Annotated in this window: 11 protein-coding genes; 3 read left to right on the forward strand and 8 right to left on the reverse strand. The window is 69.4% G+C overall.

The window, feature by feature from the left end:
- The first annotated feature begins 74 nt into the window (after positions 1-74).
- Complete coding sequence (locus AB0C29_RS14125; protein ID WP_203773738.1) at positions 75-365, forward strand: chorismate mutase; 291 nt, start codon at positions 75-77, stop codon at positions 363-365.
- A gap of 82 nt (positions 366-447) precedes the next feature.
- Here the strand turns inward: AB0C29_RS14125 and AB0C29_RS14130 are convergent, their stop codons facing one another.
- The 8 genes from AB0C29_RS14130 to AB0C29_RS14165 form a co-directional block, all read right to left on the reverse strand.
- The gene (locus AB0C29_RS14130; protein WP_360819986.1) at positions 448-1,470 is read right to left on the reverse strand and encodes a dipeptide ABC transporter ATP-binding protein; all 1,023 of its coding nucleotides are present in this window, start codon (positions 1,468-1,470) and stop codon (positions 448-450) included.
- Positions 1,463-2,497 (reverse strand): ABC transporter ATP-binding protein, encoded by a 1,035-nt coding sequence (locus AB0C29_RS14135; protein ID WP_360819989.1) that lies wholly within the window; start codon positions 2,495-2,497, stop codon positions 1,463-1,465. The genes AB0C29_RS14130 and AB0C29_RS14135 overlap by 8 nt, the downstream gene beginning before the upstream one ends.
- Before the next feature lie 8 nt (positions 2,498-2,505).
- Positions 2,506-3,489 (reverse strand): ABC transporter permease, encoded by a 984-nt coding sequence (locus tag AB0C29_RS14140; protein ID WP_360819992.1) that lies wholly within the window; start codon positions 3,487-3,489, stop codon positions 2,506-2,508.
- Positions 3,482-4,408, reverse strand: coding sequence for an ABC transporter permease (locus AB0C29_RS14145; RefSeq protein ID WP_360819995.1), 927 nt, complete (start codon positions 4,406-4,408; stop codon positions 3,482-3,484). The genes AB0C29_RS14140 and AB0C29_RS14145 overlap by 8 nt, the downstream gene beginning before the upstream one ends.
- 156 nt (positions 4,409-4,564) lie before the next feature.
- Positions 4,565-6,178 carry an ABC transporter substrate-binding protein gene (locus AB0C29_RS14150; protein WP_360556020.1) on the reverse strand — a complete coding sequence of 538 codons (1,614 nt, stop codon included), beginning with the start codon at positions 6,176-6,178 and terminating at the stop codon, positions 4,565-4,567.
- A gap of 447 nt (positions 6,179-6,625) precedes the next feature.
- Positions 6,626-8,260 (reverse strand): ABC transporter substrate-binding protein, encoded by a 1,635-nt coding sequence (locus tag AB0C29_RS14155; protein ID WP_360819997.1) that lies wholly within the window; start codon positions 8,258-8,260, stop codon positions 6,626-6,628.
- A gap of 14 nt (positions 8,261-8,274) precedes the next feature.
- Positions 8,275-8,940 (reverse strand): response regulator transcription factor, encoded by a 666-nt coding sequence (locus tag AB0C29_RS14160; protein WP_212986720.1) that lies wholly within the window; start codon positions 8,938-8,940, stop codon positions 8,275-8,277.
- Positions 8,937-10,166: a PspC domain-containing protein gene (locus AB0C29_RS14165; protein WP_360820006.1), complete on the reverse strand. Its 1,230-nt coding sequence runs from the start codon at positions 10,164-10,166 to the stop codon at positions 8,937-8,939. The genes AB0C29_RS14160 and AB0C29_RS14165 overlap by 4 nt, the downstream gene beginning before the upstream one ends.
- 211 nt (positions 10,167-10,377) lie before the next feature.
- On the opposite strand from AB0C29_RS14165, the gene AB0C29_RS14170 reads away from it, so the two are divergent.
- Entirely contained in the window at positions 10,378-12,090 is a 1,713-nt protein-coding gene (locus AB0C29_RS14170) for a PspC domain-containing protein (protein WP_360820000.1), read from the forward strand.
- On the forward strand, positions 12,087-12,579 hold a 493-nt coding region (locus tag AB0C29_RS14175; protein WP_360820003.1), incomplete at its 3' end, for a hypothetical protein. The genes AB0C29_RS14170 and AB0C29_RS14175, both read left to right, overlap by 4 nt.

Raw genomic sequence — 12,579 nt, forward strand, 5'->3', positions numbered from 1 at the left:
CCGGGCTCCCGAGCCCGGGGCTTGATGCTGCCCGGGCCGGGCCGACCGGGACGTCAGCACCCGAGGAGCACGACATGAGCGCAGACCTGATGGACCAGCAGACCGGCGCCGGCGCCGAACCCGCCGCGGAGGAGATCAAGGCGATCCGCGAGCGGATCGACGAGATCGACCAGGCGCTGATCGACCTGTGGCTGGAACGTTCCCGCCTGTCCCAGCACGTCGGCCGCACCCGGATGGCATCGGGCGGCACGCGGCTGGTCCTGTCCCGCGAGCGGGAGATCGTCGAGCGTTTCCGCGAGGCGCTCGGCCCCGACGGCACCCAGGTGGCGTTGCTGCTGCTGCGGGCCGGCCGCGGACCGCTCTGACGAAGCGGGCGGGCCCCCCAACGAAACGCGCCGCCGTAGCCCTCGGCCGAGGACCACGGCGGCGCGGATCAGCTGAGCCGGGTCAGAGCGTCCCGGCCTCGTGGGTCGCCACGATCTCGCGCTCCTCGGCGAAGTGGCAGGCACTCGGGTGATCCGTGCCCGGCCGCTGCACCAGCTCCGGAACCTGCTCGGCACAGATGTCCTGCGCCTTCCAGCACCGGGTGCGGAACCGGCATCCCGACGGCGGATTCGCCGGGCTCGGCACGTCGCCGGTGAGCCGGATGATCGCCTTCTTGCTGCGGCTGTTCGGGTCCGGCACCGGCACTGCCGACAGCAGAGCCTGCGTGTACGGGTGCGTCGGCCGCTCGTAGATCTCGTCCTCGGTGCCGATCTCGACGATCTTGCCGAGGTACATCACCGCGACGCGGTCGGACAGGTGCCGCACCACCGACAGGTCGTGGGCGATGAAGATGTACGCCAGGCCCAGCTCCTTCTGGAGGCTGTCCAGCAGGTTCATCACCTGGGCCTGGATCGACACGTCCAGCGCGCTGACCGGCTCGTCGCAGACGATGATCTCCGGCCGCAGGGCGAGCGCCCGGGCGATGCCGATGCGCTGGCGCTGACCACCGGAGAACTGGTGCGGGTAGCGGTTGATGTGCTCGGGGTTGAGCCCGACCACCTCCAGCAGCTCCTGCACCTTCTTGCGACGGCTGCCCTTGGGCGCGACGTCGGTGTGGATCTCGAACGGCTCCCCGATCAGGTCACCGACCGTCATCCGGGGGTTGAGCGAGGTGTACGGGTCCTGCATGACGAGCTGGATCTGCCGCCGCAGCTTGCGCATCTCGCCGCCGCGCATCGTGAACATGTCACGACCGCGGTACTCGACCGAGCCTCCGGTGGGCCGTTCCAGGTTCATCAGCATCCGGGCGAGCGTCGACTTGCCGCAGCCCGACTCGCCCACGATGCCCAGCGTCTCGCCCTGCTGGAGGCTGAACGACACGCCGTCCACGGCCTGGACCTGGCCGATGGTCTTGCGGAAGACCACGCCCCGGGTGACCGGGTAGTGCTTGACGACGTTCTTGGCCTCGAGAATGGTCTCACTCACCGCGCAGAACCTCCTCGGCGAAGTGGCAGGCACTGCCCCGCGCCGGTGCCACCACGCGCAGTGGGGGAACCTTCTCGACGCAGATGGGCTGCGCCTTGGGGCAGCGGGGGTGGAACGGACAGCCCGGCGGGATCCGCATCAGGTTCGGCGGCAGCCCCTTGATGGTGCGGAGCTCCTGGCCCTTCTCGTCGATCCGGGGGATCGAGTTGAGCAGGCCCACGGTGTACGGGTGCGCCGGCCGCGCGTACAGGTCGTGCACGTTGGCTTCCTCGACGATGCGGCCGGCGTACATGACCGCGATGCGGTCGGCCACGTCAGCCACGACGCCCAGGTCGTGGGTGATCAGGATGAGCCCCATCTGCCGCTCACGCTGCAGGTCGGCCAGCAGGTCCATGATCTGGGCCTGCACGGTCACGTCCAGCGCGGTGGTCGGCTCGTCGGCGATGAGCACCTCGGGGTCGAGGGCCAGCGACATCGCGATCATGACGCGCTGGCGCATGCCACCGGAGAACTGGTGCGGGAACTCGGTGACCCGCTGCTTGGCGTTGGGGATCTTGACCTGGTCGAGCAGCTCGATCGCCCGCTTCTTGGCATCGGCGCGGCTCATCCCCTTGCGGATGCGGAACTGCTCGCCGATCTGGAAGCCCACGGTGAAGACCGGGTTGAGAGCCGACAGCGCGTCCTGGAACACCATTGCGATGCCATGGCCGCGGATCTTGCGCCGGCCCTCCTCCGACATGCTCAGCATGTCCTTGCCGTGGAAGCGGATCTGACCGCCGGAGACGTGCCCCGGGGGCTGGTCCAGGATGCCCATGATGGTCTGGGCGGTCACGCTCTTGCCGGAACCCGACTCGCCCAGCACGGCCAGCGTCTCGCCGGCGTCGACGTGGAACGAGACGCCGTTGATGGCCTTGGCGACGCCCTCGCGGGTGCGGAACTCGACGTGCAGATCCTCGACCTCGAGGAGCCGGCCGCTGGGACGGCCGGTCTTCGAGAACTCGGGATCGGTGATGACAACTTCGGACACGGTGGCTCCTACCGCATTTTCGGGTCGAGGGCCTCGCGCACGGCCTCGCCCAGCATCACGAAGCTGAGCACGGCGGTCACGAGGAAGGCGGCGGGGAACAGCAGCAGATACAGCGAGACGCGGATGTAGTTCTGGGACTCGTTGATCATGACGCCCCAGGACACCACCGGCGACTGCAGACCCACGCCGAGGAACGACAGCGTCGCCTCCGCACCGATGAAGGAACCCACCAGAATCGTGGAGTAGACCAGGAGCGGGGCCAGGCAGTTCGGGATCAGGTGCTTGAAGACGATCCGCAGGTTGCTGGCGCCCAGGGCGCGGGCCGCCACGATGTAGTCGGCCTCCTTGGTGGCCAGCACCGACGATCGCATGATCCGCATCGACACCGGCCAGCTCAGCAGGACCAGCGACAGGACCACCAGCATGATGATCTCGAACTCGCCGCGGTTGGCCCCCGGCGGGTTGAACGTGAACAGGATGACGATCGCGCCGAGCACGAACGGCAGACCGAAGAAGATGTCGGCCACCCGGGACAGGACCGCGTCGAACCAGCCACCGCGGAAGCCGGCGACCACGCCGACCAGGCCACCGATCAGCACGGTGCCGAGGGTCGACAGCACCGCCACCATGATCGACGCGCGGGCACCGTGGATGACCCGGGCGTACACGTCACGGCCCTGCACGTCGTAGCCGAACCAGGCGTCGGCGGACGGGCCGACGCGGCTGCGCGACAGGGTGCCGTAGCTCGGGTCGGCCGAGGTGAACAGCGACGGGAACGCCGCCATCACCAGGAACAGCACGATGAAGAACGCGGAGATCCAGAACAGCGGCTTACGGCGCAGATCACGCCAGGCGTCGCCGAGAAGACCGCGGGGCTTGTCGGCCCGCTGATTCTCCGGCAGTCCCGCATTCGTCGGGGCGGTGGCCCCGGGCGCGGTGGGTTGCTCGGCTCGTGGCGTGGTGACCATCGAGCTCATGGTCGGATCACTCATAGCGGATCCTCGGGTCCAGGAGGGCGTACAGCATGTCGACCAGCAGGTTCATCACCAGGTACACGAGCACCAGGATGACGACGATGGAGACCACCGTAGCGCCTTCCTTGGTCACGATCGCCCGGTAAACTTCCCGCCCGATTCCGTTGATACCGAAGATGCCCTCGGTGACGATTGCGCCACCCATCAGGGCACCGAGGTCGGTGCCGAGATACGTGACGACCGGGATCAACGAGTTGCGCAGCAGGTGCACCCCGACCACCCGCCGCATCGGCAGGCCCTTCGCGATGGCGGTACGCACGTAGTCGGCGCTCCGGTTCTCCGCGATGCTCGTGCGGGCCAGGCGGGCGACGTACGCCATCGACACGCTGCCCAGCACGAAGCCGGGGATGAGCAGCTCGGTGAACGACGGCGGGTTGGAGACCGTGGGCTTGATGATGCCCCACTGGACGCCGAACAGGTACTGGAGCACAAAGCCGGTGACGAACGTCGGCAGCGCGATGAGGAACAGCGTGGAGACCAGGACCAGGTTGTCCAGGAACCCGTTGCGCCGGAGACCGGTCAGCACACCGGCGGTGAGGCCGACGATCGCCTCCACGGCCAGGGCGACGATGGCCAGCTTGATGGTGTTCGGGTACGCCGCAGCGATGAGGTCGTTGATCGAGCGACCGCCGAACGTCGAACCGAAGTCACCCTGGAGCAGGTTCTTCATGTACGTGAAGTACTGCACGTACAGGGGCTTGTCGAGGTTGAACTTCTCCGTCATGACCTGGATGTAGTTCGCAGGACACGGACGGTCGCCACACTTGCCCGCAAAGGGATCGCCAGGGACGGACCAGACGAGCCAGTAGATGAGAAAGGTGGTTCCGATGAAAACGGGGACTAGCTGAAGTAGCCGTCTGACGATGTAACGGCCCATAGGTCCTCCCAGAGACGGGCGCTTGTGGCGCCCCGTGCGGATGTGGGCGCTCGTGTTGCCCAGTGTGTACCAGCAGGCGTCGAGACGCCTCTCACAGACCGACTCAGGTCCGGCTCCCTGAGTGCGGAGCCGGACCTGAGACTGTAAGAGCTACGCCTACGCCATCTCGACCGAGGAGAGGTCGATCTCGCCGACGTTGGTGGTGTTGACGTTCTTGACCTTGTCGGAGGTGCCCGACTGCTGGTTCGAGAAGTAGATCGGCATGGTCGGCACGTCCTGGTCGATCAGCTTCACCGCCTCCGCGAACTTGGCGTGCGCCGCTTCGACGTCGGCCGCCGCGGTGCCCTCCTTGTAGAGCGCGTCCACCTTCGGGTTGCTGTAGCTACCGTCGTTCGACGAGCCGCCGGTCACGTACAGCGGACCGATCCAGTTCTCGACGTCCGGGTAGTCCTGCTGCCAACCGGCGCGGTACGGGCCCTTCATCTGCTTGGCGTTGATGCCCTGGCGGAAGACGGCGAAGGTCGGGATGCCCTCGGCGCGGACATTGATGCCGAGCACGTTCTTCACGCTCTGCGCGACGGCCTCCATCCACTCCTTGTGGCTGGCGTCCGCGTTGTAGTAGAGCACCATCTCACCGGTGAAGCCGCCGGCCTTGGCCAGGTCGGCCTTGGCGCCCTCGGGGTCGAACTTGCACGCGGTGCAGTTGCCGGCCTGGTTGCCCGGGGTCAGCGGGTTGGCCCAGCTGTCCGCGGGGGTCCGGGAGTTGAAGAAGATCTTCTCGGTGATCTCCTGGCGGTTGATCGCCTTGGAGACCGCCCGGCGCAGGTCGACGTTCTGGAAGCGCTTGTCGTACAGCGGGAAGGCGATGATGCCCGTGACCGGGGTGGGCACGTTGAGCGCGCGGTCACCGAGGTCGGACTTCCACTTGTCGCCGGCGAGCGCCGAGACCGGGATCTGCTGCTGGAAGTCGAGGTTGCCCGACTGGAGGTCGGCGTACGCGGCCGTGTCCTCCTGGTACATCTTGACCGTGACGTCCTTGATCTTGACCTTGTCGTCGAGCGTGTAGTCGTCGAACCGGGTCAGCTTGATCTCGACGTTGTCGGTCCAGGAGACGAACTTCACCGGGCCGTTGCCGATCGGCTTCTTGCCGAACTCCTCGGGCTTCTGGGTGAAGAAGACGTCCGGCAGCGGCATGAAGGCGCTGTAGCCGAGCTTCGTCGGGAAGATCGAGAACGGCGTGGCCAGCGTGACGGTGAAGTTGTAGTCGTCGACAACCTTCAGGCCGGACATGGTCTTGGCCTTGGGCTCCGGCGCCTTCTTCGGGCCGTCGTCATCCGGGTCGGCCGTGTTGACGTCCGTGAAGCCCGCGATGTCGCTGAAGAAGCTGGAGTTCTGCGCACCGTTGGGCGAGTACGCCGCCCAGTTCCAGGCGTCGACGAAGTTCTTCGCCTTGACCTCGGTGCCGTCGTGGAACTTGGTGCCCTGCTTCAAGGTGATGTTGTAGACCTTGGAGTCGGTCGTCTTGATCGACTGGGCCACGGCGTTCACCGGGGCGCTGCCGTCGTTGGGGTAGCTGACCAGACCGGTCCACATGAAGTCGATGATCTTGCCGCCACCGGTTTCGGTGGTGCTGGCCGGGATCAGGCCGACCTCTGGCTGGGTGCCGTCGATCGTGATGGCACCGTTCGCTGTATCGCCGCCGGCATTGTCGGTGTCGCTGTCGTCGCCACCGCTGCAGCCGGCCGCCACGAGCGCAACGGCCGCGGTCATAGCGACCAGCCTCGCCCGCTTCGAGACTCTCATGGTTGGGGGCCTCCTCTTGTGCATATCTGGTGATCACATCTGGATCACCCGCCTGCTCGCAGCCCCCGATCGGCGGTCGCCGATCTGGTGCGGCAGGAAGTCGGAACTTCTGACACCTCGATACATCGCCTGTCAACCACGACGGCCGAACGACGACAGCCCCGGAACCCGCGCACAATGCACCGCCGTCGACAGCGTTCTACTTGAGCTCCCGGCGGCTCACCACAGGCGCGTGAGGCCGAAGCAACTCTGACACCTGCTGGCCCAGCACCGAAAGACGTGTTATCAATCCGATACGGGCCCAGGATATGTGCAAATGCGCAGCGCAGAGGCGATTACCGCACAAATGATCCAGCACAAACCGGGCGGTTCGCCACCCTTCACCGCGGGCACCGCGGCACGGCCGGACGAAACTCAGTTGACGAACTCGACACTCAGCACATCGATGCGCTGCGCGGAGTCGATCGACACGTTCCTGACCCGCTCCGAGTGCCCGAAGAGGTTCTGCCCGAAACGCAGCGGGATGACAGGCATGTCCTGAGCCAGGAGGTCTTCCGCCTCCTGCCATTTCTTGACCGCCTGGGCCTGCTTCGGCGCTTTGGAGCCCTCACCCAGCAGGCTGTCGAAGGCCGGGTTGCTGTAGCCGTAGAGATTCGCCGAGCCGTTGGTCGCGTACAGCGGGGAGAGGTAGCTCTCCAGCAGCGGGTAGTCCATCGTCCAGCTCAGCCGGATCAGGCCGACGGGCTGCCGCTTCTCGACCCGGCCCAGCAGCGCGGCGAGGTCGTCCTCCCCGGCTCCGGTGCACTTGATGCCCAGCGCCGCGGTGATCTGCCGGCACAGGACGTCGACCCAGCTCCGCGGGCCGCTGTCCCGGCTGTAGGAGACCGTGATGGCGGCGGGACCGCCGGCCGCGCGGTACATCTCCTTGGCCCGCGCGGGGTCGTACCGGCAGTACTCCGCGCACGAGTCGGCCCGGTAGCCCGGCACCACCGGCGACACGAACGCGGTCGCGGCCGTCTCGGTCCCGTGGAAGACCTCGTCGACCATCGCCTGGCGGTTGATCGCCAGGGAGAGCGCCCGGCGCACCTCCGGCTCGGCGAAGTCCGGCTGGAAGATCGGGAAGCCGAGGAACGTGAAGGTGGAGTTCGGGCTCTTCTGCAGGCGTCCGCCGAGGTCCTCGGTGGCCTGGTCGATCAGCTCGAGCGGAATGCGGGTCTGCACGTCGATGTCGCCGTCGACCAGATCGGCGTACTCGTCAGCGGCGTCGTCATAGATCTTCCACAGCAGGCCGTCCACCTTGGGAGCGGGCCCGGGGAAACCGGGCGCCTTCTCCATCAGGATCCGGCTGCCGCGCTCCCATCCGCCCTTCATCTTGAAAGGCCCGTTGCCGACGACCGCGTTCTCGAAAGCGCCGGCGATGACCCCCGGCGCGGAGAAAGCGGCCTTGGGCAACGGATAGAAGGCCACGTCATTCAGGAGGGTGGCGAAGCCGGCGAACGGCGCCGACAGGGTCACGGTGAAAGAGGTGTCACTGACCTTCTTCAGGCCCCGCAAAGTCTTCACCTGCGGATCCGCGGCCTGCTGCGGGCCCGGGTCTCCGTCCGGGTCGCGCACCTGCAGATCCGCGTACCCGTCGATGCGGTCGTAGTAGGAAGTCGCGCTCTGGTGGTTCGGGCCGTACGCGCCGTAGTTCCAGGCGTCGAGATAGCTGTCCGCGGTGACCGCCTCGCCGTTGCTGAAGGTGAGCCCCGGCTTCAGCTTGACGGTCCAGATCCGGGCCGTCGGGTCAGCCTTGACCGACTGCGCGGCGGCCGGGACCGGGTTGCTGCGCGCGTCGAAGGTGACCAGCGGCTGGAACAGCGCGGACAGCACCTGCTTGCCGCTCACGTCCACGGTGTTGCTCGGGATCAGATGCCCCGGCTCGGAGATACCGATGACCACCGTCCGGCCGGGCACGTCCTCGTCCGGGCCATGGTCCGTGCAGCCGTACGCCGACAGGACGAGGGCGACTGCCGCAGCCGCCACCAGCCGTGGGGCCTTGCGGACCATGGTGCGGAACTCCTTCAGACGAGCCGGCGGTCAGCCGCCCAGCGTGACAACTCGTACCGGTTCGACATCTGCAGCTTGCGCAGAACGTTCGACACGTGAGTTTCCACAGTCTTGATGGAGATGTACAGCTCCTTGGCGATCTCTTTGTAGGCGTACCCGCGCGCCAGCAGCCGCAGCACCTCGCGCTCGCGGTTGGTCAGCTGATCGAGCTCGGGATCGGCCACCGGGACGTCCGGGCGCGACGCGAACGCGTCCAGCACGAAGCCGGCCAGCCGCGGGCTGAACACCGCGTCGCCGTCGGCCACCCGCCGGATCGCCGCGGCCAGTTCGTCGGGCGAGATGGTCTTGGTCACGTACCCGCGGGCGCCGGCCCGGATCAGGCCGATCACGTCCTCGGCCGCGTCGGAGACCGACAGGGCGAGAAACTTCACCTGCGGATGGGTACGCCGCATGGCGTCCAGCACCGCCCGGCCCCCACCGTCGGGCATGTGCACGTCGAGCAGCACCACGTCCGGGGTCGTCGCGGCGATCCGGGCCACGGCCTCGGCCACCGTGCTCGCCTCGCCCACCACCTCGACGTGGGCACCGAGCTCGGCGCGGACGCCGGCGCGGAACATGGCGTGGTCGTCCACGAGGAAAACGGTCAGCCGCCGGTTCTCCTCGGCTACAGGCTCGGTCATCGTGCTGTCTCCTTTCCGGCGGTGACGCTCTCCCGGGAAACCGGCAGCGTCAGGCGTACCTCGGTGCCGTCCCCGGGGGCGCTGCGGATCTCGGCCTTACCGCCGTGCCGCCGCATCCGCCCGATGATCGAACCGCGTACCCCGTGCCTCGTATCCTCCACCGCCGTCAACTCGAAGCCGGCGCCGCGGTCGCGGACGAACACGCTCAGCTCCTCGGCCTCCACCTCCGCGTAGAGCGAGACGGTCTGCACGCCGGCGTGCCGGGCCGCGTTGACCAGGGCCTCCCGCGCGGCGGCGACCAGCGCGGCAACCGACTCGTCGCACTGGGTGTCACCGACCACCACGGTCTCGACCGAGATCGCGTACGTGTCCTCGACCTCGGCGGCCGCCTGCTCGAGCGCCGCGCCGAACCGCTCGGTGGGCGAGGCGCTCGGCTTGTACAGCCAGTTGCGCAGGCTGCGCTCCTGGCCCCGGGCCAGCCGCTGCACCTCCTTGATGTCCGCGGAGTTGCGCTGGATCAGCGCCAGGGTGTGCAGCACCTGATCGTGGATCATGGCCGCGACCTCGGCGCGCTCCTGCTCCCGGATGCGGCCCTCGCGCTCGGAGCGGAGCTGGCTGAACGTGCGCCAGAGCAGCGGGGCGACCACCACGCCGACCCCCAGCAGGCCGACCAGCGCGAAGATGACCCCGTTGAAGACGGCGCTGAGGTTGCCGGCCGGGGCGTACACGGCGAGGATGCCGATCACGCCGGTCGCGACCAGGACCCCGCCGCCGATGAAGCGGAAGATGAACGAGCGGCGGTCGCTCTCGGCGACCACGGCGGCGAGCCAGGGTGCCTGCGGGGTCGCGTCGGCCCACTGGCCGCGCCGGGTCGGGTCGGACTGGTGCCAGATCACGCCCGCGCCGACCGCGGTGACCGCGATGAGCCAGCCCGCCGTACCGGCCACGCCGTTGTCCCCGAAGAGCAGGCCCTGCAGCAGGATGACGCCCAGGCCGATCGCGCCGAACGGGAGCAGCAGCGCGAGGTCCCGGCGGGTGCGGCCGGCACCGGTGGGCAGCTGCTGCGGCAGCACCGCCCAGAAGACCGCGTAGAGCAGCAGGCCGAGGCCGTTGAAGCTGAGCAGGACGACCAGGGCGATGCGGACCGCGGTCACCGGGATGCCCAGATGGCGCGCCAGACCGGACGCGACACCGGCGATGACCCGGTGGTCGCGCGGCCGGTACAGCCGGCGCGGTGTCGGGGGTAGTGCGGTGGCGGTGATCGCTCCTCCTCCAGGTCAAAGCGCGGCGTGCGCTGCGGCCTGTTCGATCGTCACACGGCCGGGGGGTCGCGGGCCACGGGGAAACTCCCCCATCACCGGCACCCCCGGATCTCAGGGTGGTGTCAGGGTCGCCGCCTGAGGCGGTTCGGGTCACCGGACCGCCAGTATCGAAGCCATGACCGACGAAGCTGCCCAGTCCCGCGAAGCTGCCGGGTCGTCGCAGGACGCTCCGGCACCTTCGGCTGTCCCGCCTCCGGCGCCGGCTCCCGCTGCGGCCGCGTCCGACCTGCCACCGGCCTACGAGCCTCCGGCACCGGGCGCCCCGCCGGCGGCCGACCCTCCCCCGCCCTCTGCCGACTCCGTCCCGCCGTTCGGCGCTGTCCCGCCTCCGGGAGCTGTTCCGCCTCCCGGAGCTACGCCTCCGCCCGGTGGGACGCCGCCGCCCGGTGCGACGCCGCCGCCGTGGTTCGGTGCGCCCGACAGCGGGCCCACGTTCGCCCGGGAGAAGCTGATCCGGCCCACCCGCGGCCGTTACGTCGCCGGCGTCTCCGGCGCGATCGCCAACGCCACCAACACCGACCCGGTGCTCTGGCGGGTGCTGCTGGCCGTGCTGGGCTTCTTCGGCGGGGTCGGCGTGCTGATCTACCTGGTCGGTTGGCTGCTCATCCCGGCCGAGGGCGACACCGCCTCCCCGATCGAGTCGCTGCTGGGCCGGGGCCGTTCGGCGACCGCCCCGCTGTCGATCGTGCTCCTGGGCGGGGCGGCCGCGCTGACCTTCGCGTTCATCGTCCGCGACGGCTTCCGCGCCACGCTGCTGGCCGCAGCGGTGCTGGTCTGCGGCGGGCTGCTGCTCCGGCGCAACAGCCGGGCGAACGCCACGGCTCCGACGCCCGGAGCCGCCCCCACGCCGGGACCCTGGTCCGCTGCCACGGCAGCTGGTCCCGCCCCGTTTCCCCCGGCCACGCCGGCCGCGGCCACGCCGCCCGCACCCACGCCTCCGCCGGCTCCGGCCGCTCCGGCCGAGCCCCGCACCACCCCCTTCCCGGCCGCGGCCGCACCGGCCCGCGACCCGGTGAGCGCGCCGCTGCCACCCACCCCGCCCAACTCCACCCAGGGGGCTTACGTGCCACCGAGCACCGCCTACGCGCCGCCCCGGCCGCCCGAGTTCGGGCCGCCGCCCGGTGGCTACCGCCCGCCGTTCGCCCCGCACGGGCCGTGGGCCCAGGGCAGCCACCACCGAGTGACCCCGCCGGCCCCGCCGCGGCCCCCGCGTCCGCCGAAGCAGCGCCGCGAGCGTTCCAAGCTCGGCCGGATCACGTTCTTCATGATCGTGGTGGTCATGGGCGTGCTGGCCCTGATCGACCTCTCCGGCGTCGACGTCTCCGTCTCGGCCTACTTCGCCGCCGCGCTGACCACGATCGGGCTGGGCCTGGTCGTCGGCGCCTGGTTCGGCCGGGCCCGCGGCCTGATCGCCCTCGCCCTGCTGGCCTGCCTCGGCCTGGCCGTCTCCAGCGGCGCCGAGACCTGGGGCGGTGAGCTGGGCAACAGCTCCTACCGGCCCAAGACCATCACCGCGGTCGCGGACCGCTACGACTTCACCATCGGTACGGCGACCCTGGACCTGCGCGCCGTCGACTTCACCGGCAAGGACCAGGCCACCACCGTCGCGATGAAGGTCGGCCAGATGAAGATCCTGCTGCCGGACAACGTCGACACCACCACCACGGTGCGGATGGACGGCGGCCGGGCCCGGATCTTCGGCCGCGAATGGGACGGCAAGGAACTCGGCTCGCAGGAGGTCACCGACCTGGGATCGGACGGCGCCGGCGGCGGCACGCTGCACCTGACCATCGAACTGAACACCGGTGACCTGGAGGTGGCCCGATGAGGCCGCACCGTACCGACGGCATCTCACTGAGTTTCGGGCTGCTCTTCCTGCTCGTCGCGGCCTGGTGGGCGATCGCGCAGGTCGTGACCGTCCGGCTGCCCGCCGCGGGCTGGCTGGTGGCCGGCGCCCTGATCATGTTCGGCGCGATCGGGCTGCTCGGCGCGATCCGCTCCGGCCGGCGCACCGAGGTGCCCGCCCCGGTGCAGGCCGAGGCCCAGGTGGAGACGCCGGGCGACCTGCCGCCGGAGATGCACGCGGACATCGTCCGGGAACTGCTGGACAACCCGGCGGACCGGGCCGACCTGCACCCGGCGTACCTGAAGCACCCGGTCCCGGACCCGGCGACGGGCACCCGCCCGGCCTCGGCACCGCCCGCGGCCCCCACGTCCGCGGCACCTTCATCCGCGCCACCCGCGGCGCCCACCTTTGCACCGCCCACGGCCTCCGCCTCGGCACCGCCCGCCGCGCCTGCTTCCGCGCCGCCCGCCA

It is taken from the genome of Actinoplanes sp. NPDC048791 (assembly GCF_040650095.1).
Taxonomy (GTDB): Bacteria; Actinomycetota; Actinomycetes; order Mycobacteriales; family Micromonosporaceae; genus Actinoplanes.

What these genes read in the sequence shown, in the direction of transcription:
- AB0C29_RS14125 (WP_203773738.1), top strand. Translation starts at nt 75, where the DNA reads ATGAGCGCAGACCTGATGGACCAGCAGACCGGCGCCGGCGCCGAACCC.
- AB0C29_RS14140 (WP_360819992.1), bottom strand. Translation starts at nt 3,489, where the DNA reads ATGAGTGATCCGACCATGAGCTCGATGGTCACCACGCCACGAGCCGAG.
- AB0C29_RS14145 (WP_360819995.1), bottom strand. Translation starts at nt 4,408, where the DNA reads ATGGGCCGTTACATCGTCAGACGGCTACTTCAGCTAGTCCCCGTTTTC.
- AB0C29_RS14150 (WP_360556020.1), bottom strand. Translation starts at nt 6,178, where the DNA reads ATGACCGCGGCCGTTGCGCTCGTGGCGGCCGGCTGCAGCGGTGGCGAC.
- AB0C29_RS14155 (WP_360819997.1), bottom strand. Translation starts at nt 8,260, where the DNA reads ATGGTCCGCAAGGCCCCACGGCTGGTGGCGGCTGCGGCAGTCGCCCTC.
- AB0C29_RS14160 (WP_212986720.1), bottom strand. Translation starts at nt 8,940, where the DNA reads ATGACCGAGCCTGTAGCCGAGGAGAACCGGCGGCTGACCGTTTTCCTC.
- AB0C29_RS14170 (WP_360820000.1), top strand. Translation starts at nt 10,378, where the DNA reads ATGACCGACGAAGCTGCCCAGTCCCGCGAAGCTGCCGGGTCGTCGCAG.